The sequence below is a fragment of the Tissierella creatinophila DSM 6911 genome (assembly GCF_001940565.1).
Taxonomy (GTDB): domain Bacteria; phylum Bacillota; class Clostridia; order Tissierellales; family Tissierellaceae; genus Tissierella_A; species Tissierella_A creatinophila.
In genome coordinates, this window is the sequence record NZ_LTDM01000017.1 from 1 (window position 1) to 26,216 (window position 26,216).

General features: G+C 28.8%; 29 protein-coding genes. 27 read left to right on the forward strand and 2 right to left on the reverse strand.

From position 1 onward, the window contains the following. Nucleotides 1-534 precede the first annotated feature (534 nt). From TICRE_RS05960 to TICRE_RS06065, 22 genes are all read left to right on the forward strand, one after another. Nucleotides 535-1,146 carry a TetR/AcrR family transcriptional regulator gene (locus TICRE_RS05960; protein ID WP_075726113.1) on the forward strand — a complete coding sequence of 204 codons (612 nt, stop codon included), beginning with the start codon at nt 535-537 and terminating at the stop codon, nt 1,144-1,146. A 14-nt stretch (nt 1,147-1,160) separates the two neighbouring features. Continuing rightward, nucleotides 1,161-3,002: an ATP-dependent zinc metalloprotease FtsH gene (gene ftsH, locus TICRE_RS05965; RefSeq protein ID WP_075726115.1), complete on the forward strand. Its 1,842-nt coding sequence runs from the start codon at nt 1,161-1,163 to the stop codon at nt 3,000-3,002. Nucleotides 3,003-3,130: 128 nt separating this feature from the next. Next, on the forward strand, nt 3,131-3,631 hold the full coding sequence (locus TICRE_RS05970) for a PTS sugar transporter subunit IIA (protein WP_075726117.1): 501 nt from the start codon (nt 3,131-3,133) through the stop codon (nt 3,629-3,631). 30 nt (nt 3,632-3,661) lie between these two features. Beyond that, nucleotides 3,662-4,138 (forward strand): methylglyoxal synthase, encoded by a 477-nt coding sequence (locus tag TICRE_RS05975; RefSeq protein ID WP_075726119.1) that lies wholly within the window; start codon nt 3,662-3,664, stop codon nt 4,136-4,138. Nucleotides 4,139-4,371: 233 nt separating this feature from the next. After that, nucleotides 4,372-4,569: a cold-shock protein gene (locus TICRE_RS05980; RefSeq protein WP_075726121.1), complete on the forward strand. Its 198-nt coding sequence runs from the start codon at nt 4,372-4,374 to the stop codon at nt 4,567-4,569. Between the two features lie 72 nt (nt 4,570-4,641). Beyond that, nucleotides 4,642-5,391 carry a peptidylprolyl isomerase gene (locus TICRE_RS05985; protein WP_075726123.1) on the forward strand — a complete coding sequence of 250 codons (750 nt, stop codon included), beginning with the start codon at nt 4,642-4,644 and terminating at the stop codon, nt 5,389-5,391. A 173-nt stretch (nt 5,392-5,564) separates the two neighbouring features. Then, nucleotides 5,565-6,548, forward strand: a complete 984-nt coding sequence (locus TICRE_RS05990; RefSeq protein WP_233120154.1) for an RnfABCDGE type electron transport complex subunit D — start codon at nt 5,565-5,567, stop codon at nt 6,546-6,548. Then, on the forward strand, nt 6,545-7,144 hold the full coding sequence (locus TICRE_RS05995; RefSeq protein WP_075726125.1) for an FMN-binding protein: 600 nt from the start codon (nt 6,545-6,547) through the stop codon (nt 7,142-7,144). The genes TICRE_RS05990 and TICRE_RS05995 overlap by 4 nt, the downstream gene beginning before the upstream one ends. A gap of 3 nt (nt 7,145-7,147) precedes the next feature. After that, nucleotides 7,148-7,768 carry an NADH:ubiquinone reductase (Na(+)-transporting) subunit D gene (locus TICRE_RS06000; RefSeq protein ID WP_075726127.1) on the forward strand — a complete coding sequence of 207 codons (621 nt, stop codon included), beginning with the start codon at nt 7,148-7,150 and terminating at the stop codon, nt 7,766-7,768. Then, nucleotides 7,765-8,355 carry an NADH:ubiquinone reductase (Na(+)-transporting) subunit E gene (locus TICRE_RS06005; protein ID WP_075726129.1) on the forward strand — a complete coding sequence of 197 codons (591 nt, stop codon included), beginning with the start codon at nt 7,765-7,767 and terminating at the stop codon, nt 8,353-8,355. The genes TICRE_RS06000 and TICRE_RS06005 overlap by 4 nt, the downstream gene beginning before the upstream one ends. A gap of 31 nt (nt 8,356-8,386) precedes the next feature. Then, nucleotides 8,387-9,484: an NADH:ubiquinone reductase (Na(+)-transporting) subunit F gene (locus TICRE_RS06010; protein WP_075726131.1), complete on the forward strand. Its 1,098-nt coding sequence runs from the start codon at nt 8,387-8,389 to the stop codon at nt 9,482-9,484. 151 nt (nt 9,485-9,635) lie between these two features. Next, nucleotides 9,636-10,982 (forward strand): GTP pyrophosphokinase, encoded by a 1,347-nt coding sequence (locus tag TICRE_RS06015; protein WP_075726133.1) that lies wholly within the window; start codon nt 9,636-9,638, stop codon nt 10,980-10,982. A 132-nt stretch (nt 10,983-11,114) separates the two neighbouring features. Further along, nucleotides 11,115-13,358, forward strand: a complete 2,244-nt coding sequence (pflB, locus tag TICRE_RS06020; RefSeq protein WP_075726135.1) for a formate C-acetyltransferase — start codon at nt 11,115-11,117, stop codon at nt 13,356-13,358. A gap of 24 nt (nt 13,359-13,382) precedes the next feature. Further along, a complete protein-coding gene (gene pflA, locus TICRE_RS06025; RefSeq protein ID WP_075726137.1) occupies nt 13,383-14,141 on the forward strand; it encodes a pyruvate formate-lyase-activating protein in 759 nt (252 codons plus the stop codon). A 112-nt stretch (nt 14,142-14,253) separates the two neighbouring features. Beyond that, nucleotides 14,254-14,898: a Crp/Fnr family transcriptional regulator gene (locus tag TICRE_RS06030; RefSeq protein WP_158016450.1), complete on the forward strand. Its 645-nt coding sequence runs from the start codon at nt 14,254-14,256 to the stop codon at nt 14,896-14,898. A gap of 117 nt (nt 14,899-15,015) precedes the next feature. Beyond that, nucleotides 15,016-15,375, forward strand: a complete 360-nt coding sequence (locus tag TICRE_RS06035) for a CidA/LrgA family protein (protein WP_075726139.1) — start codon at nt 15,016-15,018, stop codon at nt 15,373-15,375. Further along, complete coding sequence (locus TICRE_RS06040) at nt 15,372-16,064, forward strand: LrgB family protein (RefSeq protein WP_075726141.1); 693 nt, start codon at nt 15,372-15,374, stop codon at nt 16,062-16,064. The genes TICRE_RS06035 and TICRE_RS06040 overlap by 4 nt, the downstream gene beginning before the upstream one ends. A 24-nt stretch (nt 16,065-16,088) precedes the next feature. After that, the gene (msrA, locus tag TICRE_RS06045; RefSeq protein ID WP_075726143.1) at nt 16,089-16,565 is read left to right on the forward strand and encodes a peptide-methionine (S)-S-oxide reductase MsrA; all 477 of its coding nucleotides are present in this window, start codon (nt 16,089-16,091) and stop codon (nt 16,563-16,565) included. Nucleotides 16,566-16,619: 54 nt separating this feature from the next. Further along, nucleotides 16,620-17,954: a DNA methyltransferase gene (locus TICRE_RS06050; RefSeq protein ID WP_075726145.1), complete on the forward strand. Its 1,335-nt coding sequence runs from the start codon at nt 16,620-16,622 to the stop codon at nt 17,952-17,954. Between the two features lie 136 nt (nt 17,955-18,090). After that, nucleotides 18,091-18,435 (forward strand): DUF1292 domain-containing protein, encoded by a 345-nt coding sequence (locus TICRE_RS06055; RefSeq protein ID WP_075726147.1) that lies wholly within the window; start codon nt 18,091-18,093, stop codon nt 18,433-18,435. Between the two features lie 154 nt (nt 18,436-18,589). Next, on the forward strand, nt 18,590-19,549 hold the full coding sequence (locus TICRE_RS06060) for a TIGR01212 family radical SAM protein (protein ID WP_075726149.1): 960 nt from the start codon (nt 18,590-18,592) through the stop codon (nt 19,547-19,549). Nucleotides 19,550-19,612: 63 nt separating this feature from the next. Then, entirely contained in the window at nt 19,613-20,068 is a 456-nt protein-coding gene (locus TICRE_RS06065; RefSeq protein ID WP_075726151.1) for a hypothetical protein, read from the forward strand. Nucleotides 20,069-20,101: 33 nt separating this feature from the next. Here the strand turns inward: TICRE_RS06065 and TICRE_RS06070 are convergent, their stop codons facing one another. Further along, nucleotides 20,102-20,275, reverse strand: a complete 174-nt coding sequence (locus TICRE_RS06070; protein ID WP_075726153.1) for a DUF1540 domain-containing protein — start codon at nt 20,273-20,275, stop codon at nt 20,102-20,104. 106 nt (nt 20,276-20,381) lie between these two features. On the opposite strand from TICRE_RS06070, the gene TICRE_RS06075 reads away from it, so the two are divergent. After that, nucleotides 20,382-21,119 (forward strand): pseudouridine synthase, encoded by a 738-nt coding sequence (locus TICRE_RS06075; RefSeq protein ID WP_075726155.1) that lies wholly within the window; start codon nt 20,382-20,384, stop codon nt 21,117-21,119. Between the two features lie 47 nt (nt 21,120-21,166). Continuing rightward, nucleotides 21,167-21,718: a DUF6648 family protein gene (locus tag TICRE_RS06080; RefSeq protein ID WP_075726157.1), complete on the forward strand. Its 552-nt coding sequence runs from the start codon at nt 21,167-21,169 to the stop codon at nt 21,716-21,718. Nucleotides 21,719-21,749: 31 nt separating this feature from the next. On the opposite strand, the gene TICRE_RS06085 is transcribed toward TICRE_RS06080, so the two are convergent. Further along, nucleotides 21,750-22,202: a hypothetical protein gene (locus TICRE_RS06085; protein WP_075726159.1), complete on the reverse strand. Its 453-nt coding sequence runs from the start codon at nt 22,200-22,202 to the stop codon at nt 21,750-21,752. 121 nt (nt 22,203-22,323) lie between these two features. Between TICRE_RS06085 and TICRE_RS06090 the strand changes: the two genes are divergently transcribed. From TICRE_RS06090 to TICRE_RS06100, 3 genes are all read left to right on the forward strand, one after another. After that, nucleotides 22,324-23,292 carry an RluA family pseudouridine synthase gene (locus TICRE_RS06090; RefSeq protein WP_075726161.1) on the forward strand — a complete coding sequence of 323 codons (969 nt, stop codon included), beginning with the start codon at nt 22,324-22,326 and terminating at the stop codon, nt 23,290-23,292. A gap of 11 nt (nt 23,293-23,303) precedes the next feature. Then, nucleotides 23,304-24,218 (forward strand): glutaminase A, encoded by a 915-nt coding sequence (gene glsA / locus TICRE_RS06095; protein ID WP_075726163.1) that lies wholly within the window; start codon nt 23,304-23,306, stop codon nt 24,216-24,218. 156 nt (nt 24,219-24,374) lie between these two features. Next, complete coding sequence (locus TICRE_RS06100; protein ID WP_075726165.1) at nt 24,375-26,201, forward strand: peptide ABC transporter substrate-binding protein; 1,827 nt, start codon at nt 24,375-24,377, stop codon at nt 26,199-26,201. The last annotated feature ends 15 nt before the right edge of the window (nt 26,202-26,216 follow it).

Consider the following 26,216-nt stretch of genomic DNA (forward strand, 5'->3'; position numbering starts at 1 on the left):
TCCATTTAAATGGACTGCCTATATGTTTATATTATATTAAAAAGTCTTAAAATATTAGGCGAGTAAAGAATTAATATGGAAGCTATAACCGTTATCCAAAAGAACAATTTAGTTTTGTTACTAGATTTTTTCTTTTCAATTATACTGTAAGACCAATATATAAGTATACCTGTTAAGATTACAAATAAAGGTTTATACTTAGACATTCCTGCAAAATAGCTAGTTCCTAGAGCCCCTAAACCTAGAGGTGCAAGTAGTATGCCGCCTGTTCAGCAGAGAGCAGCAAAGATAGATGTAAAAACTGATAATGCACTTACTATTTTTTCTTTCATAAAAATACCTCCCATTAAGTTTCTATTATACTATAAAATTGATGTTTTTCAAAAATAAAAAAATTATAATGGTTGACAATAACTATAGATATAATATAATCAAGAAGTGACCGACTGGTCGGTCAGAATATAAATTGATATTGGAGGAGGAAATTATTTTGTCAAATTTTTAGAAAAAAATTTCTGCTAGAGGTGAAATAAAATGATAGATAAAAAGATATACTCTAAGAAAGAAGTTACCATTTTTAATGGTGTTATAAATCTAATAAAAAAAGGAGATAATCTTTATACCATTAAGGTTTCTGATATTGCAAAATCAGCAGATATAGGTAAAGGAACTATCTATGACTATTTTGGATCAAAAGAAGAGACTATATCAAAAGCTTTAATTTATTATATGAATAGTGAAATGGAATCTTCCTATAATAGAATAATGATAAAAGAAAGTTTTAAAGAAAAATACTATGAAATACTTCTTATAATAAAGGATAGCTATAAGAGTAATCTGTTTATAGTTAGTAGTATTTTATCTTCAGCTGGATTGAAAGAACTTTACAAACATTTAGCTGATGAAGGATGTAATACAAACTACTTTTTTAGTTCTATAAACAATATAATAGTTCATCTATTGGAAACAGGTAAAAAAGATGGTATAGTAACAGTAGAAGAAGACTTTTATTATTTTGTAATGGCAATTCGAGGTTCTGTTTCCACATTTTCACATTATATTGGAAAAAAAGAATATTATAAAGATATAAATGTAGAGAAGGCTATGGATACATCTTATAAGATATTATTAAAGTCACTTAAATAAAGGGGTAGATAATTATGAATGAACGCAAGAATTCAAAGAAGAATCCAAATAAAAGTCCAAAGAAAAAATTAATTTATTATTATGTTGTAGTAACTTTAGTTGTTATAGTTATAAATGCATTTATAATGCCAACTATAGCAAAGTCTAGAATTAAAGACATAAGTTATAGTACGTTTTTAACTATGTTAGAAGATGGAGAAGTTAAAAGGGTAGAAGTAGGAGATAGAGAAATAACTATAGAATCAAATAAAAAAGATGATAAGAATATTTATATAGCAGGTAGAATGGAAGATGCAGATTTGATTAAAAGGCTTAAAGATGCAAATGTAAAAGATTATGATAGAAAAGTGCCAAAAGAAATTTCTCCACTTTTAAACTTTTTACTCACATATATATTTCCTCTTTTACTATTTTTTGCCCTAGGTCAAATTCTTTTTAGGAGTATGCAAAAGAAAATGGGTGGAGGGAATGCTATGAGTTTTGGTAAAAGTAATGCCAAAATCTATGTCTCTGCTGAAGGTGGGAAGACTTTTAAAGATGTAGCTGGACAAGAAGAGGCAAAAGAAGCTTTAACTGAAATAGTTGATTTTCTTCATCGACCTGAAAAATACAATGCTATAGGTGCAGAACTTCCAAAAGGAGCACTTCTTGTAGGACCTCCTGGAACAGGTAAAACACTTCTTGCAAGAGCGGTAGCTGGAGAGGCTAATGTACCATTTTTCTCAATATCTGGATCGGAATTTGTAGAGATGTTTGTAGGTATGGGCGCAGCTAAGATAAGGGACTTATTTAAACAAGCTCAAGAAAAAGCTCCTTGCATAGTATTTATCGATGAAATAGATACTATAGGTAAAAAAAGAGACTCTGGAGGGCTTTCTGGAAATGACGAAAGAGAACAAACTCTAAATCAACTATTAACTGAGATGGATGGATTTGATGGAAATGAAGGTGTAGTACTTTTAGCTGCTACAAATAGACCTGATTCTCTTGACAATGCACTACTTAGACCTGGCAGATTTGATAGAAGGATACCAGTAGAACTTCCAGATATAGGTGGAAGAGAAGCAGTTCTTAAGGTTCACTCAAAAAAAGTTAAGATGGATAAGGATATAGATTTTAATGCTATAGCGCGAGCTACTGCTGGTGCATCTGGAGCAGATTTAGCCAATATAATAAATGAAGCAGCCCTAAGAGCTGTAAAGTTTGATAGAGAAAAGATAATTCAAGAAGACTTAGAAGAATCAGTAGAAGTAATATTAGCTGGTTATCAAAGGAAAACTGCTGTAATATCTCCAAAGGAAAAGAGGATAATAGCATATCATGAAGTAGGGCATGCTTTAGTAGCAGCAAATCAAACTGACTCAGACCCAGTTCATAAAATCACCATAATACCTAGAACATCAGGTGCACTTGGGTATACTATGCAGATAGCTGAAGATGAAAGTGTTTTAATGAGTAGGGAAGAATTATTTAATAAGATAGTTACTCTTACAGGAGGAAGAGCTGCTGAAGAGATAGTTTTTGGTAGTATAACATCAGGAGCTTCAAATGATATTGAGCAAGCTACAAAGATTGCTAGAACTATGGTAACACGTTTTGGTATGAGTGAACGCTTTGGAATGATGGCACTTGAGACTGTTTCAAATAAATACTTAGGAGGAGATTCTTCTCTTAGTTGTTCTGAAGAAACATCGTTTAAAGTAGATGAAGAAGTAATGAGTCTAATAGATAGTGCATATAAAAAAGCTAAAGAAATTCTAAATGAGAATAGGGCTAAGCTAACAGAGATTTCAAATTATCTATTGGAGATGGAAACTATAACAGGTGAAAAGTTTATGGAAATATTTAGAGCTTAAATAAAAGGTTATTTAATACTTATATTTTAGGTTTTATATTAAAATATTTTTTATCGAAAACAAGAAAGCTTATATGAGATTTTAATGGGTAAAAGTGTATATGTTATATAATATCTAGGAGGGAAATTATGTTTAAAAACTTTTTTAAAAAAGATAACAAACCATTGAAAGATAGAAATGTTGAACTTTTCAACCCTGTAGATGGAGAAGTCGTAAGCTTAGAAAAAGTTCCCGATGAAGTTTTTTCACAAAAAATGTTAGGTGATGGTTTTGCAATTATGCCTACTGGTGAAAAAATTTACTCCCCTATTGGAGGTGAGATAAAGGTCTTATTTCCTACTTTGCACGCTATTTCAATAGAATCCAAAGAAGGATTAGAGATTCTTATTCACATTGGAATAGATACAGTTGAGTTAGATGGTAAGGGATTTGAATCCAATATAAAACTTGGAGATCAGGTAAAAGCAGGAGACCTATTAGTAAGTTTTGATAAAAACATAATAGAAGATAGTGGAAAAGACACTATAACCCCTATAGTTATAACAAATATGGATCAAGTTAAGGAATTAAACATAGAATATGGAATTAAAAAAGCAAATGAAAAGATTGCAGATGTTAAATTAAATTAACATCTGTAAAGATAAAAAGTAGGGGGATATATGGGACAAATAGGAATAAATATATTAGAAAAAAAGAATATAGCATTAGTTGCACATGATAATATGAAAAAAGAATTAATAGAGTGGATAAGTGATAATAAAGAAGTTTTAAAAAAGCATACTCTTTTTGGTACTGGAACTACAGCAAGTATTATAGAAGAGCGACTAAACTTAGAAGTAGAAGCATTTAAATCTGGACCTATGGGAGGAGATCAACAACTTGGGGCTAAGATAAGTGAAGGGCAAATTGATCTTATGATATTCTTTTGGGATCCATTAGAGGCTCAACCTCATGATCCAGATGTAAAAGCACTTCTTAGAATAGCAGTACTTTATGATATACCTGTAGCAAATAATAGAGCTACAGCAGACTTTATTCTTTCCTCGCCACTTATGAATGAAGAATATAAAAGACATATAATAGATTATAGTAGTCTTATAAAAGAAAGAAGAAAACATTTTTTAGATATTATATAGTTGTAGTAATCAATATTTAAATAAATAAAAAGAATAAAAATATAAAATAATTTCAAAAAAAGCTTGCATTATTTGACAATACATGGTATTCTATTTATAGAACTTTAATTCAGTAGTAAAAGAACGTAACACAAGAATTTCTGTAGTATCTTTTTAACTAACTATAGCAAGGAAATTTTTATTTGTGGAGTTTTTACAACTAATTAAAGAAATAAAATTTCGGAGGTATATGAATGAAAGGTACAGTAAAATGGTTTAACGCAGAGAAAGGTTACGGATTTATCACTACTGAAGAAGGTAATGACGTATTTGCACATTTTTCACAAATTAACAAAGAAGGTTTCAAAACTTTAGAAGAAGGCCAAGAAGTTACATTTGACGTAGTTCAAGGACAAAAAGGTCTACAAGCTGAAAATATCGAAACTATGTAATTAAATATAATAACCTCTTTTAGATTTTATCTTTAAGAGGTTTTTTATTAATTTTTTTTAAAGGAGATAAATATGGTAGAAAATAAAATTGTAGCAAGGGTAAATGGTAAAGAAATCACTCAACAAGATGCATTTAAGTTTTTAAATGAAATAGATCCTCAAATAGCAAGAGAATTTAATACTCCTGAGGGAGTTCAAAAGGTAATAGAAGAACTTATAAATCAAGAGTTAATATATTTAGATGCTAAAGAGAACAATATAGATCAAGAAGAAAAGTATAAAGAGCTCTTAGAAGAAAGTAAAAAAGCATTATTAAAAAGTTATGCATTAAACAAACTAATTTCAGTAGTAAATCCAAGTGAAGAAGAGCTAAGGAAATATTATGAAGAACATAAAGAACACTTTAAAAAACCTGCATCTAGGGTAGCAAGTCATATTCTAGTTGCGAGTGAAGAAAAAGCCGATGACATTTGTAAGGAGATAGAGGAAGGTCTTAGATTTGAAGAAGCAGCTTCTAAATACTCTACTTGTCCTTCTAAAGAAAATGGTGGTAGTTTAGGTGAATTTACTAGAGGTCAATTGGTTCCTGAGTTTGAAAATCATGCATTTTCTATGGAAATTGGAGAGATTTCAAAACCAGTTAAAAGTCAATTTGGTTACCATATTATAAGATTAGAAGATAAAACAGAAGAAGATGAAAAAGCTTTTGAAGAAGTTAAAGAGGAAATTAAAACTCAATTTACAAGACTTCAGCAACAAGATATTTATTTAGAAAAAATAAAAGAACTTGAAAATAAATATAAAGTTGAAAAATTAAGCTAAATATAAAAAAACTGTGATTTATAAATCACAGTTTTTTTATATTTAGCTTAATTGAAAATTCAATTATAAATTTAATAATACATAATGAATTTATAATTGTGTGAATAAATTTACAATTAAGTGGTATCAATTATATAAGCTAATTAATTTAATTAAATTTTGGAGGTGGTTTTTTGTTAAAAGAAAGTTTTTCTAAATATTTTATGAATCAAAAGATGATGCGAACCGTTATAATATCTCTAATTCCTATTATAATAGGATCAATATTTTTCTTTGGATGGAGAACTTTAATACTCTTATCTTTAGTAACGGTATTTGGTGTGGGTACTGAATACGTTTTCGAGAAAAGAAATAAAAAGAAAATATCTGAAGCAGTATTTGTAACATGCATTCTGTATACTATGACCTTACCACCATCTATTCCTTATTGGATAGCTATTGTAGGTATTATATTTGGAGTAATGTTTGGTAAAGCAGTATTTGGAGGATTTGGTAGAAATGTCTTTAATCCAGCTTTAGTCGCTAGGGCATTTGTCTACGTAAGTTTCCCCGTCCCACTTACAATACAGTGGTCAAAGGCTGCGAGTGGATTTCCAGGAGGATTTGCTACATATATAACAGAAGGGGTAGAGGCAGTTTCCCAAGCAACTCCTATGCTTATTTTTAGAAATTCAGGTGATATGGTAGATTTTAAAAGTCTTCTAATAGGAAATATATCAGGTTCTATAGGTGAGACTAGTGCTATACTTATTATACTAGCAGGAGTTTATTTAATCTATAAAAAAGTAGCTTCTTGGGAAATTATGGCGGGAACTCTATTAGGATTTTTAGGCTTAGGTAGTATAATTTACTTTAGAGGAAATACTGAGATAGCAAATCCTTTATTTGCACTAGTTTCAGGTGGATTCTTATTTGGTACTGTGTTTATGGCAACAGATCCAGTTTCAGGAGCCAAGACAAAAGAAGGAAAGTGGATTTATGGAGTTATGATAGGTGTTATTACAATGATAATAAGAACTTATTCTTTATTCACAGGTGGTATGATGTTTGCAATTCTTATTTCAAATACATTTGTTCCTATATTAGATGAAGCTATAAAGGGACTTAAAAAACATAAAAAAGAAATTAAAAAGAAAAAAGAGGGGGTAGCAGTATGAAAAAATCATTTGCTTATCCTATAATTTTCATGTCTTTAATAACTGCTATTTATACATTTTTACTGGCATTTTTAGACCATAGTACTGCCGAGCAGATTGAGTTTTTAGCAAGTGCTGATCTTCAAAAAAAGATTCTTTATGTATTTGATATACCAGTTAAATCTCAAGACCCAGAGAAAATTGATAAACAGTTTAAAGAGAAAATAACAATTAAAGAAATAGATGGTGAAAAAGTATATTTATTAGGAGAAAATGAAGATGTAAAAGCTTTTGCTTATCCTGTTAGAGGGGCAGGTCTATGGGGTAGCATAGAAGCTTATATAGGGATTTCAGCAGATTATTCTAAACTTGTAGGAATTGAGTTTATATCACATTCAGAGACACCTGGACTTGGGGGAAGAATTGACGAAGATTGGTATAAAAATCAATTTAGAGGTATTGAACTTAAAAAATCAAAGAATGAATATATAGTATATTCTCCCTCTCCCAATGCAAATGTCGATGCTATTACAGGTGCTACTTTAACATCTCAATCTGTAAGAGATATTGTAAATGTAAATATAGGAAAAATCTTAGAGGAAAAGAAGGTGGATTAGGCTATGAAAAAAGTAAAAGAAATATTTAGAATGGGACTATGGGAAGATAATCCAGTTTTTGGTCAGATATTAGGTATTTGTTCCGCTTTGGCTGTAACAAATTTAATGTTAAATTCTCTTATAATGGGCCTTGGACTGATTTTTGTAACTGCACTTTCATCTTTTACAATTTCACTTATAAGATCATTTACCCCAAAACATATAAGGATGATGGTGCAGGTACTTATAATATCTGCATATGTAATTATAGTGGACATATTTTTAAAAGCATATTATCCAGATATGAGTAAGGCATTAGGACCTTATGTAGGACTTATTATTACAAACTGTATAATAATGGGTAGAGCAGAAGCATTTGCTCAAAAGAACACTCCTTTTATTTCTTTAATAGATGGAGTTGCATCAGGTCTTGGATACACTATGGTGCTTCTTATGATATCTTTTGTAAGAGAGTTGTTAGGTTTTGGAACGTTATTTGGATATACAATATTTTCAGAAAACTTTACTCCTTGGACAATTATGGTTATGCCCCCGGCAGCTTTTTTCTTATTGGCTATGATAATATGGGGTGCAAATATCTTTTTAAATAAAAAAGAAAAAAGAAAAGAGGTGTCTAAAGCATGATAGAATTAAATCCTTTTGTGATATTTATAGCAGCCATATTTACTAACAATATGATTCTTTCAAATTTTCTTGGAATGTGTTCTTTCATAGCAGTTTCAAAAGAAATCCCAACTGCCTTAGGACTTGGTCAAGCAGTAACGGTAGTTCTTGGATTTACATCTATAATAAATTACTTTATTTACCAAAAGATATTAGAGCCACTAGGACTTGAATATTTACGTTTTATTGTGTTTATTGTAAGCATAGCAGCTTTTGTACAGTTATTAGAGATGGTTTTAGAAAAATATTTACCAAATTTATATTATTCACTTGGAATATTTTTACCTCTTATAACTGTAAATTGTGCAATACTTGGAGTATCTTTATTTATGATTATTAGAAATTATAACTTTATGCAAACTGTAGGATTTAGTATTGGTTCTGGCCTTGGTTGGACACTAGCTATTACAGCACTTGCAGGTATACGTCAAAAAATTAAGAATGCTCCTGTTCCTGAAGGCTTAAAAGGACCGGGTATTACACTTATAATCACAGGAATTATGGCACTTGCATTTGTAGGATTTTCTGGAATTGTACAGATTCAATAGTTAAAAAACTATCTAGTTAGGAGGCATGCTTATGAATACAATACTTATGACTACATTATCTATTACTGCAATATCTGCTTTATTCGCATTATTACTTACAATAGCCGATAGAACTATAGGAAATTATGGAGAGGTCAGTTTAACAATCAACGATGATAAGCAGTTTACTATAGAAGGAGGAAATAGCTTGCTTTCTTCACTTATAGATGAAAAGATATTTATCCCATCAGCATGTGGTGGAAAGGGAACTTGTGGATATTGTAAAGTACAAGTTGATGAAGGTGGAGGACCTGTTTTACAAACAGAACTTACATTTTTAGATGAGGAAGATTTAAAGAATAATATAAGGCTTTCTTGTCAATGTAAAGTAAAGCAAGATATGAAGATTCACATCCCAGAAGAACTCTTTAACGTAAAAGAGTTTGAGGCAAATATAGAATCTATAACTGATCTTACTCCTATTATAAAGCAGGTAAGAATTAAACTCTCCAAAGGAGAAGAGATAAGCTTTAAAGCGGGGCAATATATGCAACTTAAAGCTCCATTATATGAAGGAAATAATGAAGAAGTCTACAGGGCGTATTCTATAGCTTCATCTCCTATGGAAAAAGATTCCATAGAGCTAGTTATAGGTTATGTTCCCGAAGGAATTGCAACAACTTATGTGCATCAACATTTACAAGTTGGCGATAAGGTTACTATAAATGGACCGTATGGAGACTTTTATTATCAAGATAACGATAGAGAGATGATTCTTGTAGCAGTAGGTACTGGAGTTGCACCTATATTATCTATACTAAAATGGATGAAGTCAAATGATATAAAAAGAAAAGCAAAGTTTTATTTTGGAGCAAAAACCGAGGGAGACTTATTTTTCTTGGATTATTTTAAAGAACTTGAAGATACTCTCTATGACTTTGAATTCATACCATGTATATCTAGAGTTAAGGAAGGCGACGAATGGAGAGGATTTAGTGGTAGGGTAAATAATGCCATAGAGGAGTTTATAGAAGATGGTAAAAATAAGGAAGCTTATCTATGTGGAAATGAACCTATGATAAACTCGGTAATAAAAGTACTAACCGAAAAAGGTATGCCAGAGGAATTAATTTATTATGATAAGTTCTAATTTAAATCAATCTATAGAAACTGCACTTACAAAGTTGATGATTAAATTTAACTTTGTAAGTGCACTTTTGTGATCTTAAATTTGTGCGGATATAACATATTGTTATTTAATTATGATATAATTAAATAACAATGTTTTTTAGGAGGCTGCCATGAAACTAGAATTATTTGACTTTATAGATAAAACTTTAGCCCTTATTGATGAACGTTCAGATACTTTAGATAGGGTGTCAAAAGAACTTGAGAAGTTTTTTACAGATAGCTTTTTTATAAAAGATCACTTTTTAAATGTAAGCTATAGAATTAAATCTCCAGATAGCCTTAAGGAAAAGATACTAAGAGATAATTTTTACCTTAAATATAAAACACCTGATAATCTTTTACATAATTTATCTGATTTAATAGGTATTAGAATAGAGTGTAGATTTATAGAAGATGAAAAAAAGATATATGGGGATATAATAGATATATTTAGAACTAAAGAAGATGATGGATATTATTCTAATCCTTTAAACTCAAGCATTAGGTTAAAATTATCTGACCATCAACCACAAATTCAAAAAAATGGTTTCGAAATATATAAAATAGATGGAAAGTATAAAAAAGAAGATATAGAAGTCAACTTTGAGCTTCAAGTAAAATGTTTAGTAAATGTATTTTGGGGTGAAATAGACCATAGAGTACTCTATAAAAACTTTAACTATATGCTCACAGAAGACTTTTTTAGAGATATTATGAGTTCAATAAAAGATAATTTAGCCATGATAGATAGACAACTTATGGTTGTATTTAATCATGTAAATGGCATGGATGCAAGTGATGCTATAAACAAAAAGGCCCAGATAAAAGCACTTCTTTCTAAAATAATTCATGATATTTATGTTATAAAAGTAAAAGAAGAAATAGGTTTTATAGTAGATTTTAAAAAGTCAACAGATGTTATAGTAAATTATATATTTATGAAAGGCGGTTCGGAGGAATCTGCAAATTATAGTAATAATTTCCTAAGAATTTTAAATAGATTAAATGAAATAGGAAACAAAGAAATGACCTTCAATAAATATATAGATTTTGAAAGAGAAATATCTTATAAAGATAGATTTACTAGAAAAATGGGTTCAAAGATATTAGATATTATAAATAAAGATTTTAGATGGAATTTATTTTTTAAGATAATATTTGAAATTGAAAATGGAATGCAGGCAGAGGATTTTGAAAGGTTTTTAATTTATATAAGATATGTATTTAGTCAGGGAATAAGGAAGAGTTTAACTGATAAAGATATAGAAAAAATAGATAAAGAGAAAATAGTGCATTCTATATTAGATAGTATCGCAAACAATTTTTGTAAAAACATTTCAGTTGATTTTATAAATGAATCTAGTATAGATAAGATTAATAAAAACATTAGAGATCTTTTTGTAGACATAGAAACTTATGAAGATTATTTAGAACAAGAAATAGATATAAAAAACAAAATATCTGAGTATAACTTATAGTATTTAGCTTAAAGCTAGATACTTTTTTTAAATTTTTTTAAAAATGTGACCTGTATCACTGCATAAATATTGCTTAGACTATATAATTAATTAAGGAAACAAATAACTTATATAGATTAAGGGGATGAATTGATGAAATCTTGGGATGGATTTAAAAAAGGTAAATGGAATGAACAAGTAGATGTAAGAGATTTTATACAATTAAATTATACGCCTTTTGAAGATGACGAAGGGTTTTTAGAGAAAGAAACAGATAAGACAAAAACCCTTTGGGATAAAGCTGAAAAGATGATAAACGAAGAAATCTTAACTGGAAATATAAAAATAGATACAGATAGATTTTCTGGTATAGATAAATATGAGGCTGGATATTTAGATAAAGAAAATGAACTTATAGTTGGATTTCAAACAGATGAGCCTTTAAAAAGAATAGTAAACCCATATGGTGGATATAGAATGGTTCAAAACTCTTTAAATGCCTATGGAGAAAAGATGGATAAAACACAAGAGAAATATTTTAATGACTTTAGAAAAACTCACAATCAAGGAGTATTTGATTCATATACAAAAGAGATGAGAATTGCAAGAACAGCAGGTCTTCTTACCGGTCTTCCAGATGCTTATGGAAGAGGAAGAATAATAGGAGACTATAGAAGGATTTCACTTTATGGTTTAGATTTTCTAAAAAATGAAAAGATAAAAGACTATGAAAATATAAAAGGCAATTCATCAGAAGATATAATAAGACTTAGAGAAGAAGTTTCTGAACAGATAAGATCACTAGAGATGATAGGAAATATGGCAAATAGTTATGGTATAGATATATCTATGCCTGCTAAAGATGCAAAAGAAGCAGTACAATATCTATACTTTGGATATTTAGCTGCTATAAAAGAAAACAATGGTGCCGCTATGAGTCTTGGGAGAAATACTACTTTCTTAGATATATATATACAAAGAGATTTAGAAAATAAAATAATAGATGAAAAGTTTGCTCAAGAATTGATAGATCAATTTGTTATAAAACTAAGAATGGCAAGACATTTAAGAACTCCAGATTATAATGAATTATTTGCAGGAGATCCAAACTGGATTACAGAATCAATAGGTGGTATGGGTGAAGATGGAAGAACATTAGTTACTAAAACTGCATTTAGATTTCTTCACACATTAAAAACACTCTCTCCTGCCCCAGAACCTAATATGACAGTTCTTTGGTCAGAAAATTTACCAGAAGGGTTTAAAAAATACTGTTCCAAGTTGTCAATTCAAACAGGTTCGATTCAATATGAAAATGATGATTTAATGAGACCAGTTTATGGAGATGATTATGCTATAGCTTGCTGCGTTTCAGCTATGAAAGTAGGAAAAGAAATGCAGTTTTTCGGAGCACGAGCAAATCTTTCTAAGGCATTATTATATGCAATAAATGGTGGAATAGATGAAATTAAAAAAGATAAAGATGGCAGTCTTTTAAAAGTAATCGATGGAATAAAACCAATAGATGATGAAATTTTAGACTATGAAAAAGTGTTAAAAAACTATGATAAAGTAGTTGCTAAACTTTCAAACCTTTATGTAAGCACTATGAATACCATTCATTATATGCATGATAAGTATGCATATGAAAGAGGACTAATGGCACTTCATGACACTGATGTTCATAGATATATGGCATTTGGAATAGCAGGTCTTTCAATAGTTGCAGATTCTTTAAGTGCTATAAAATATGCGAAAGTTAAACCAATAAGAGATAAAAACAAAATAGCAATAGACTTTGAAATAGAAGGCTGTTTTCCTAAATTTGGAAATGATGATGATAGAGTAGATGATATTGCTAAAGATGTAGTAGAAAAGTTTATTAAAGAACTTAAAAAAACACCTACATATAGAGATTCAGAACATACTCTATCTGTTCTTACAATAACCTCAAATGTAGTATATGGTAAAAAAACGGGATCTACTCCAGATGGAAGAAAAAAAGGAGAATCTTTTGCCCCAGGTGCAAATCCAATGCACGGAAGAGATGAAAATGGAGCACTAGCTTCACTTAATTCAGTAGCAAAATTGCCTTATAAAGATTGTTGCCAAGATGGTATTTCAAATACATTTTCAATAACACCCTCAACGCTTGGAAATAATGAAGAAGAGAGAATAAACAATTTAGTAGGAATAATGGATGGATACTTTGATAGTGGTGCATTTCACTTAAATGTAAATGTACTTAATAGAGAACTTTTAATAGATGCTATGGAAAATCCTCAAAAGTATCCAACTCTTACAATAAGAGTTTCAGGATATGCAGTACATTTTAATAGACTTACAAAAGAACAACAGTTAGAGGTAATAAATAGAACGTTCCATAAAAGAGTTTAAAGGACTAAAAGGAGAATATATACGATGGAAGGAAGACTTCATTCAATAGAGACAATGGGACTTTTAGATGGTCCTGGCATAAGAACTGTTTTTTTCCTCCAAGGTTGTCCTTTGAGATGTGCTTATTGCCATAATCCAGATAGTCAATCCATGTTTTCTAAAACTCGAATTACACCTGAGGAGATAGTAAATATAGCTAAAAGATATAAATCATATTATAAAAGAACTGGAGGAGGAGTTACCTTTTCTGGGGGAGAACCCTTAATGCAAGGAGAGTTTTTATTAGAAACTATAAAAAAGTTAAAAGAAGCAGGAATAAATACTGCGATAGATACTAGTGGATATGGTGATGTGAGATATTATAAAGAAATACTACAAAATGTGGATATAGTTTTATTAGATATAAAACATTTTGATAACAAAGGATATAAACGCGTTACAGGAAAATCAATGGGAGGATTTTATGAATTCCTATCCTATATAGAAGATTTTCATGGTATACTATGGCTAAGACATGTGATGGTACCATCTATTACTGATAATAAAGAGAGTATAAAAAACTTATTTGATAATGTAAAGCATATAGTTGAAAAAATAGATAGATTTGAAATCCTCCCATATCATAAGATGGGACTTGAAAAATATGAAAACCTAAATATAGAATATACTTTAAAAGGTATACCAGAAATGGATATAGAAAAAGCTAAAGAATTTCAAGGTATATTAGATAAGATGGTAGAAAAAGAAAAAGAAAATGTTCATAAGAAAAGGAAAATTATATAAACATCCATATGTCTAATAATTTTAGTGGGTGATAAGCATAAAAACATGTAATATTTGCAATAGTAATTGTCAAGGTTTTGATGGTGTTTCTTGTATTCACAATATACCTTTATTGTCGAGTTTAAATAATAATGAATTAAATGATATATCTCAAGGCGTTGTAACTCGTGAGTTTAAAAAGGGAGAGTATATTTTTAAAACAGGTGATAAAGCAGATAGACTATATATTGTATGTTCAGGAAAGATGAAGATATATAACAGTTTTGCTGATGGTAGAGAACAAATTTTTTATATATATGGTTCAGGAGACTTTATAGGTGCATTCAATCTTTTAAAAGAAGACGAATATAAATATAATGGAGAAGCTTTAGAAGATACAGTAATAAGTACACTTACAAAATCTAAGTTTGATGAAATAGCCATAAAAAGCCCTACTATTACTTTGAAAATCTTAGAAAAAGCTTATGAGAGAATAAGGCATGCAGAAGATTTAGTAGATAGACTATCTTCTACTAATGCTAATTCTAAGGTAGCAAGACTTTTATTAAAACTAATTCAAAGCTTTGGCACTAAAGAGGGCAATAGTATAGTTTTAAATCTTTCTATCAATAGGGAAGAAATGGGAAGCTATGCAGGTATATCTAGAGAGACTATGACAAGAAAACTAATCTATTTTAGTGAACTAGGACTTATAAAACTAGAAGGCAATAAAAAAATAATAATTAAAAATATGGATAAATTAAAAGAACTACTATAAACTATAAGTTGTAGTAGTTTTTTAATCCATTTATAAAGATTTAAGGGGATATATGTGGTAAAATATAGATAAAGTTTTTTTAAATGAAAGGTAGATAGTCTTAGGGGGAGATATTTATTGAACAAATTGGGGCAATTTGGAATTATATTGGGAACATTATTTTTAGCGGAATTTTTACAGATAAGGTTTAATCTACCGATTCCTGCTACCATATTAGGTATGATTATACTACTCTTTCTTATGATGACAAGGATAGTAAAGCTCAAATGGGTGGAAGATATAGGAAATACATTATTAGATAATCTCTCCATACTATTTGTTCCAGCAGGGGTTGGGATAGTAAGAGAATTAGAGCTCTTTAAAGGAAATCTGATTAGTTTAGCAATTATTGTCTTAGTAAGTACTACTGTAGTTATAGTTGTTACAGGATATACTATAGAAGTATTAGAAAGTAAAAAGAAGGGTAAAAATATATGATAGAATATGTAGATACACCTTTATTTGGAGTGACTCTTACCATAATAGTATTTAGTATAGCAAATTTTGTTTATAAAAAAATAAAAAATCCCTTAGTAAATCCAATAATAATAAGTACAATATTTATTATTTGGCTTTTAAATTATTTCCATATAAGTCTTGAAAGTTATGAAAAGGGAGGTAGACTTGTAAGCTTTTTCTTAGGACCTGCAACAGTTGCTTTGTCTATTCCTGTATATAAGAAGCTAGAACTCTTAAAGAAAAATTTTATTCCTACTTTGATAGGCATTTTTACGGGATCTCTTGCCGGTATATTATCTATAACTATAATGGCTAAATTTTTCTCACTTGATAATATAATGATGCTATCTTTAATACCAAAATCTACTACTTCTGCAATAGCTATGGATATATCCCATCAGATAAAAGGTAATCCTTCAATAACCATAGCATTTGTTATAGCAACAGGAACATTGGGTAATATATTAGGACCTACTATATTAAATATCTTTAAAATAAAAAGCAAAAGAGCAAAGGGCGTAGCACTAGGTACAGCTTCTCATATAGTAGGTACTGCTAAGGCAATGGAACTTGGGGCAGTTGAAGGAGCTATGAGTTCTCTTGCGATTGGTATTGCAGGAATTGTGACAGTTTTTTTAGCGCCTTTAATTATAAGTTTTATAATATGATAGGTAGAAGAGGAGAGCGATAATATGAAGGATATATATTTAGCTGGAGGATGTTTTTGGGGTGTAGAAGAATATTTCTCAAGAATAAAAGGAGTAGTAGATACAGATGTTGGATATGCAAATGGTAGGAGAGAAAATCCTAGCTATGAACAGGTTTGTACTGGTACTACAGGGCATACTGAGACCACATATGTAATGTTTGATGAAAATGTAATAAGTTTAAAAGAATTATTAAATAAATTTTGGCATATAATAGACCCCACAATGCTAAACAGACAAGGACCAGACAAGGGAACTCAATATAGAACAGGAATTTACTATACTGATGAAGAAGATAAACAGATAATACTTGAAACCTTGGAAGAACAAAGACAAAAATATAGTGAGCCTATAGTTACAGAAATAGAACCTTTAAAATCTTTTTTTAAAGCTGAAGAATATCATCAAGATTATTTAAAGAAAAATCCGGGTGGTTATTGTCATATAGATTTAAATAATTAAAATATACCCTATTATAGGGTATATTTTAATTTAAATAAGGGAGAGGATAAAGCTATGGATATAATAAAATCCATACCTGAAATATTAGAAAAGAGCAAAGCAGAGTTTAAAGAGATTAAGGCGGGGAAAAAACACGTATTTGATAAAGAAATAATATTAAATCCAAATCAGAGGGATGATACAATAAAAAACAAACTATATATCTGTGACAATATAAAGGCTATGAAAGATTTATTGGATAGAGGATATTCTTCTAAACTAGATCTTATATGTATTGATCCACCTTTTTTTACTAAGGCAAATTACAGTCATAGAGTAGAGATATCTGATGGGTTAAAAAAACACGTAATAAAGCCTTTTGCATATGAGGATACTTGGAAAAATGGATTTATAGAATACTTAGAGATGATTACCCTTAGACTTTTTCTTATGAAAGAACTTCTTTCCCAAAGAGGAACTATATATGTTCATCTAGACTCTAAAGCTGTACATTATGTAAAGATAATTATGGACTATATATTTGGTAGAAACAGGTTTTTAAATGAAATTATATGGTCTTATAAATCTGGAGGCACTGGAAAGAGGAGTTTTTCTCGAAAACATGATAATATACTAGTCTATACTAAAACTGATAGCTATATATTTAATCCTCAAAAAGAAAAGTCATATAATAGAGGACTTAAACCATATAGGTTTAAAGATGTAAAGGAATATGAGGATGAAGTAGGATGGTATACACTAGTGAATTTAAAAGATGTTTGGGATATAAATATGGTGGGTAGAACATCAAGTGAGAGGGTTGGATATGCTACTCAAAAGCCTGAGAAGCTACTAGAGCGAATTATTCTTTCTTCAACAGATGAATCATCTATAGTTGCAGACTTTTTTACAGGAAGTGGAACTCTTGCATCCGTTTGTGAAAACAATAATAGGAGATGGATAATTTCAGATATGGGAAAAGTCTCTGAAGTTGTAATAAGAAAAAGATTATCTAATAAAATTCAATCTAATTATGAAGTTTTAAGTACAGAAAATGATTCTTACTCTAGTGTTGAATTAGATACTAATTATGATGAAAATAAAAGTATAGTGAATATTATTTTAAGAAAATATAGTATAGATCTTGAAAAAATCGAACTAGGATTAGAGGATAAAGAAATAATAAATACAATATTATTAAACAATTCATTAAACTTAATAGAATATATAGGTATTGGGTATAAAGATAAAGAAGGAAGCTTTATAATAATTAAAGAAATATCTAGGAATACAAAAAAACTAAATATAGAAGAAAACATTTTAGTTAGTATTTCTAATTTAGAAAATGAAATGATTTATTTAAAAACCATAGATATAATTGGAAATATTACACTTAAAAAGATATTTTAAAAATTGCAATAAATATATAATTGATTTTTATAGTATCTATAGTTTAAAATGGGGTTTTAATATATTCCTATAAGGGGTATAATTAATTATAAACTACAAAAAGTTTATGTGTTTTAAATATAAGGAGGAATGTGCTATGAAAAAAGAAATTGATAATCACGAGCATGATGAAAATTGCAATCATGATCATGAGCATGATCACGAAGGAGAAATAGATGTAATTTATTTAACTTTTGAAGATGATGAAGAGGTTGAATGTCAGGTATTAGGTGTTTTTGAAGTGGAAGATAAAGAGTATATTGCACTGCTTCCATCAGATGAAGATGAAATATTACTTTATGAGTATAAAGATTCTGATGAAGAGTTTGATCTTATTCCAATAGAAGATGATAAAGAGTTAGAATTAGTTTCTAAAGCTTATTTTGAACTGTTTGAAGATGAAGATGATTTAGAATATGGAGAGTATGACGAAGAAGAATAATAAAAAATAAAGTACTTTACATTTGTAGAGTACTTTATTTAAATAAAATAAAAAAAACTGAAAATTCTTTATTTATATCACTTTTTAAATTAAGTATGATATAATAGTTAGTAAGAATAGTTATTTAATCATTTAAATCTTAGAGGTGGAACTTTTGAATAAAAAAGAAGTATATAGGAGTTATTCAGGATTTTTAAAAGAGGAGTTTGGGGAAAAAATTTATAAAATTCCTATAAATTTGCCACTTACATGTCCCAATAGAGATGGTAATATAAGTCATGGGGGATGCACATTTTGTGGTGAAGAAGGAGGAAGCTTTGAAAGTCTTTGTGATAGTTTATCAGTAAAAGAGCAAATGGATAAAAATATTGAATATATAGGAAAGAGATATAAAGCTAAAAAGTTTATAGCATATTTTCAAAATTTTACTAATACTTATTTAGAACTTGAAAGTTTTAAAAAGTATATTAAAGAAAGCATACGAGATGAGATAGTTGGGATATCTATATCCACAAGACCAGATTGTATTAATGATGATTATTTAGAGTTTTTAAATAAGATAAAAATAGAATATAATCTTTCAATAACCATAGAATTAGGTCTTCAAACAGTAAATTATCATACCCTGATAAAAATCAATAGAGGACATGGATTAAGTGAGTTTATAGATGCGGTACTTAGAATAAAAAAATATGGCTTGAGAATATGTACCCATTTAATACTTAATCTTCCCTGGGATAATATGATAGATACTATAGAAAATGCTAAAATTTTATCATCCTTGGGTATAGATGAAATAAAGCTTCATGCTTTATATATTGTAAAAGGAACTCTAATTGGTAATCAGTATGAAAGAGGAGAATTTACTATGATTACTAAAGATGAGTATGAAAAGAGGGTTATCAGATTTTTAGAATATTTAGATCCTGAGATAGTAGTTCAAAGAATTATAGGAAGGGCTCCTAAAGAGAATGGGTTATTTGTAAATTGGGATACCTCTTGGTGGAAGATAAGAGATGAAATAGTAGAAACTATGAAGAAAAACAATTCTTATCAAGGTAAAAAGTTCAATTATTTAAATGGCACGGCTCTAAAAAAATACCAAAACAGTTAAATGTTAAAAGACTAATTTTATTGAAATTTTAAATTAATATAAAAGAAAGGCTAGGTGTTTAACATGGTAAATTTTATTTTAGGTGCAAAGGGAACAGGTAAAACTAAATGGTTAATAGATAATGCAAATAAAGACAAAAAAGAGGGTAATGGAAATATTGCGTTTGTAGATGTTGATGATGATCACATATTTACTTTAGATTATAATGTAAGGTTAATTAATGCCATGGAATTCAAGATTTTGGATATTGAATCTTTCTATGGCTTTTTATGTGGAATCATTAGTAGGGATTATGATATAGAAAAGATATATGTAGATGGTATATATAAGATTATGGATATAGAAATAAAAGATTTAAAAAAACTATTAGAAAAGCTTACTTTTATTGGAGAAAAGTTTAATACTGAATTCTTTATAAATGTGGACTATGTTTTAGAAGATATACCAGAAAATCTAAAATCTTATTGTATAGAACTAGAACCAATTGCATATGACAAAGAACTAAGGGTAAATGCTTAATATTTAAAAGGGCAGATGTTCTGCCCTTTTGCTTTAGTTCATTGTTTCAATAGATTTAAAGGTATTACAGTCAGTTTCTTCTGAAGAATTTGCATTTCTAGGAGCTATTTCTATTTTACCAGCTACACATTTATTGCCTTCACTATTGTAATGACAATTATTTACTATGCATTTTACTCCTTCTATTACTTCATCTTTATTATGCATATAAATCTCCTTTCAAAATGTAATCGATACTATATATAGTTTCTTCAAATCTTTTAAATTTATACAGAAATAATTTTACAAAAATTAAACTATTAAAGGTGATGAAATGTCAGGACAAGAAAGATTAGATAAAGTATTATCAAATATGGGATATGGTAGTAGAAAAGAAATTAAAAAAATTATAAAAGATGGAAGTATTAAAGTAAATAATGAAATAGTTTTAAAAAATGATATAAAAGTAGATCCTTATTCGGATGAAATATATTTTCATGGAGAGAAAGTTATATATAGAAAATATATTTATTTAATGATGAATAAGCCAAAAGGACTTGTATCATCAACTGATGATCCCTTAACAGATACAGTTATAAGTCTTCTATCAGATGAGTATCTGATATATAATCCTTTTCCAGCTGGAAGACTTGATAAAGATACTGAAGGATTTATGCTTATAACAAATGATGGAAAGTTATCTCATGAATTGTTATCGCCTAAAAAGCGAGTTTCTAAGACTTATTATGTAGAAGTAGATGGAGTTGTAGAAGAAGAACATAAAGAAAATTTTAAAAATGGTATTAGACTAGAAGATGGATACATTTCTCTTCCGGCTAAATTAGAAATAATAAAGTCTGATATTATCTCTTCTGATATTATCTCTAAGGTATATTTAACTATAGAAGAAGGAAAATATCATCAGGTTAAAAGAATGTTTGAATCTCTATCTATGAGAGTACTATATTTAAAGAGGATTTCTATGGGGCCATTATCTTTAGATGAGAGCTTAGATTTAGGCGAATATAGAGAGTTAACTAATGAAGAAGTTTTTTTATTAAAAAATATTTGATATCTATGATATAATATATTTAAAAAGAATTAGAATGGGTGTATAATTTGACAATTTATAGAAAAAAAGGAGTCTTTGATAAATTTTTTGATGAAAGATCCTCATTAATTATGAAATTTACAAATGGAGATATAAGTAAAAGGGAGTTTTTAGAATATAATTTTGATTTAGTAAGAAAAACTAATTTAAAACCATTTCTACGAGTTGATAGTTATGAAAAGGGAATGTTTAATTATCAATATTATAATGTGCTTGCAAAATATTATAATATGATGGCAAAAGAAATAAAGAATACTAAAAAGCATCAAAAATACTACAATTACTATTTTAATAAAGGCAATAACTATTATCATGAAAAAGATAGGTCTGCACTTAGTCTTTTAAAGTTTTTAGAATTTAAAGGGGTTGAAGCTTACTATATAAAAGTACAATCTAAATTTTTAAAAGATAAATTATATGAAATAGTACTTCTTGACTATAAAGAGGCTATTTTTCACTCTAAAGCTAAGTGGCTTTTAGATGTTTTAAAGGAAGAAAATGTATTTATAGAAGATAAAAAAGAATCTTTAATAGATGGATATATAAATGAAAAATATTAAAATAAAGCATATGTGGATATTCACATATGCTTTATTTTTGATTTGCTATTATTTTTACGATCTCCTCTAAAGAAGAATCTTTTGATATATCATATTGGCCTGAACGTAAACTTTTTTCTAAATCTAATTGTTGTACTTTGTCTTCGAATTCTTTGGTAGATGCTACAAGTCCATTATCTAATAGTATATCACCTATATTGCTAGAAGGTGTACCTTTTGGTATGGATACTGTTATAATGATAGGCTCCTCTTTTTTAGGCACTTTAGTCTCTATAGATTTTGTCTCAGGCTTTTCTATTGTTTTAGAGTTCGTATCTTCTACTTTAGCTAATGTATTTGGCTCAACCATTGCAGTTGTTTGAGGAAACAATATATCTAGTCTCCAACCAATTATAAGACCTATAGCAAGTATAATAGTAAACATTATTATATAGTCTGAGATATTGTATAATATATCTTTTGCTTTTTCTAAATAATCTTTCATCATTTCACCCTCTTTTTATCTATGTATAAAGTAAAAAATTAACCTTATTGTAATAAAAGTTTTACTTTATTGTAATATATAATATAATTATAACATAAAGAGAAAGAAAAGGTGAAATAAATTGAGAGAAATAGAAATTGATAAGAATGAAAGTGAACAAAGATTAGACAGATTTTTAAAAAAATATCTCTCTAATGCATCTACAGGATTTATATATAAGATGATTAGAAAGAAAAACATCAAGTTAAATGAAAAAAGAGCAAAGCCTGAAAGTATGATTTATGAGGGGGATAAGGTTCAATTATATCTTGCCGAAGATACAATAGAAAAATTTGAAGGAGACGAAGAAGAGGCAAAGTCAAATTTAAACCTAGATATTATTTATGAAGATGAAAATATAGTCCTTATAAATAAAGAACTTGGAATGCTTTCTCATGGACGGGGAGGAGAGTTTGAAGAAAATGTAGTAGATAGCCTAATTTCTTATCTTATAAGAAAAGGTGATTATGTACCTAGGATAGAAAAAACATTTACTCCTTCAATATGTAATAGACTTGATAGAAATACATCTGGACTTATAATAGGTGCTAAAAATTATCAAAGTCTTAAACTTATGAATGAAGCCCTAAAAAGTTTAACAGTAAGGCGATTTTACAAAACTATTGTAAAAGGTGAAGTGCAAAACGAAAGGGAGGAAAAAGCTTATCTTTTAAAGGATGAAGATAGAAACAAAGTGAAAGTATCATCAAAAGATTTAGAAGGATCTAAAGAGATTATAACGAGATTAAAACCTTTAATCGTGAAAAATGGTTATTCACTTCTAGAGGTAGAACTTATAACGGGTAGAACTCATCAAATAAGAGGTCATCTATCTTCTCTTGGATATCCACTTTTAGGGGATAGGAAATATGGCAGTGAAAGTATAAATAAGGTTTTTAAAGATAAATATGGTATTGAAAATCAAATTTTACATTCTTATAGAATAGAGTTTAATGGGCTCACCGATATAATGGAGTATTTAAATGGCAAATCATTTGAAGCGCCGTCAAATACAGTAATTAAAAAGATTCAAGAAGATCTTTTCAATTAAGGAGAATAAAAATGGAGAAAATCTTACAAAGAGTAATAGACAATAATAGAAATCTATATAAATACGGAAAAGTAGCTGACTATATACCAGCTTTAAAAAATGCAAATATTAAAGACTGTGGGATAAGTATAATAGATAAAGATAAAAATATATTTAGTGCAGGAGATTATAATAAAAAATTTACTATTCAAAGTATCTCTAAGATAATAGCTCTTATGCAAGCCATATTAGATATAGGCATTGAAGAAGTGTTTAAAAAAGTAGGGTATGAAGGAAGTGAAAAACCTTTTAATACTATAAGCTACCTTGGAGAGAATAAAACAGAAAAAGCAATAAATCCTATGATAAACTCTGGTGCAATAGCTATTACCTCATTGATTAAGGGAGAAGGGGATGAAAAGTTTAATAAAATACTCAATCTTGTTAGAACCTTAGCTTCTAATCCTAATATAGATTATGATAGAGATGTTTATATTTCTGAAAAGAATACTGGGGATAGAAATAGAGCGATTGCTTATCTTATGAAATCCAAAAACATTATAGGAGGAGATGTAGAATCTATATTAGATAACTATTTTAAACAGTGTTCTATTAATATAGATACTATAGATTTGGCAAATATAGGACTCTCTATAGCAAATAGATTTAAGGATATAGAGATTAATGCTGATATAGATAAGAAAAAAATAAGTAGTTTATTAATAGCTATCATGACACACTCTGGAATGTATAATTTCAGTGGACAATGGTCAGTAGAAGTTGGCATTCCATCTAAATCTGGAGTAGCTGGGGGAATTTTAAGTGTAGTTCCGGATAAATATGGGATAGGATTTTTTGGTCCATCTCTAGATAAAAATGGGAATTCTCTCTTAGGACATAGTGTGTTAAAGGAACTTTCAAAAGAATTAAACTTAAACTTATTTTAAGACCGATATAAGTAAAATGCTTACTAAAAAAAATTTAGTAAGCATTTTTTTAATTTTTGAAACTATTAATATTTTTATAGTTATTCTAATATAGATATATAAGCAGGTGTTTAATTTGATTGTTAAGATATATTGGTTAAGAATTGGAGGGAAAAGATGAAAAAGATAATATCCTTAATTTTAATATTGACTTTAATGTTTACGGGATGTACGAAAAATATTTCTGAGATCGAGAATTTTGAAGATTATAGGTCTGTATATTCAGGTGAAATAACTACTTTAAATTATCTAATAACTTCTAGTACAAACGAATTTGGTATAGCTTCTAATCTTATTGATACATTAGTAGATTATGATAAATATGGAATAATACAACCTTCTTTAGCTACTAAATGGAGTGTAAGTGAAGATAATTTAACTTATACTTTTAAGATAAGAGAAGGTGTAAAATGGTTTAAAAGAGATGGCACCGAATACGGAGAAGTTACGGCAAATGATTTTGTGGATTCACTTCGATATGTACTTACTAGAGAAAATAAGTCTTTGACTGCAAATATTGCTTATAGTGTAATTAAAAATGGAGAAAAGTATTATAATGGAGAAATTAAAGACTTTGAAGAAGTAGGAGTAATTGCTAAAGATAAGTATACATTGGAATACACTCTAAAAGAGCCAACTCCATACTTTCTATCTATGTTAACTTATGTATGTTTTTTTCCTGTAAATGGTAGATTTTTAAAAGAGGTAGGAGAAAGTTTTGGTACGGATAATGAAAATATTCTTTACAATGGCTCTTATATACTTGAGAAGTTTGAACCACAAAGTAAAAGAATTTTAAAGAAAAATGAAAATTATTGGGACAAAGAAAATGTTCATATAAAGAAGATTATAGAAACATATAATAAAGAAGCTGATAATTTATCGCCTGAACTATTTTTAAGAGGCGAGATAGATAATACCACTATACCATCTACCATACTAGATCAATGGATAAAAGATGAGAAAAAAGAAACTATGATTAGACCAAATAGGACAAATCATTATAGTTATTTTTATGCTTTAAATTTTGATCCAAATTTTAGTGAAGAATATGAACCAGATAACTGGAAGATAGCTGTAAATAATCTAAGTTTTAGGAAGTCTTTGTTTCATTCTTTAGATAGAAAAGCTGCAATGTTAACTGCAGAGCCTTATAATCCAGAAAAAAGAATTCATAACACAATAACTCCTAAAAATTTTGTAAGTATAAAAGATAAAGATTATACTTCTTTTGGACCTTTGGGCGAAATAGTAGATAAAGATACCTTCAATAAAGAAAAGGCTTTGGAATATAAGAAAAAGGCTATAAAGGAACTAAAGGGAAAGGTAAGTTTTCCAGTTAAGGTCTTAATGCCATATAATACGGGTTCTTCCGAATGGGCAAATAGAGCACAAGTAGTACAACAACAAATGGAAAATCTTTTAGGAAAAGATTATATAGATATAGTTATTGAGGCTAAACCTCCTACAGGGTTCTTAAAGGATGTTAGAAGATCCGGTCAGTTTGCACTTTTAGAAACAAACTGGGGACCAGATTATGCAGACCCTGAGACTTTTACAGATCCATTTAATACAGAGGGTACTTATAATAAACCTCATCTAGCTTTAAGCTATATTGACAAAAATGGGAAAAGTAGGTATGAAAATATATTAAATTTAGCTAAGAGTGAAAGAAAAGATATAGAAAAAAGATTATCCTTATTTGCTAAGGCAGAAGCATTTCTTATAGAGGAAGCATTTATAATTCCATACTCTCTAGGCGGTGGAGGATATTCAGCTTCAAATTTAAATCCTTTTGAATCATCCTACTCACCTTATGGAGTATCTTCGCAAAGGTTTAAAGGTCAAAGAATAATGAAAAAACCAATGAATACTAAAGAATTTGAAGATGGGTTAATAAAATGGGAAGAAGAAAGAGAAGAAGCTTTAAAAAATTCCAAGTAAATTAATGTGTAAGGA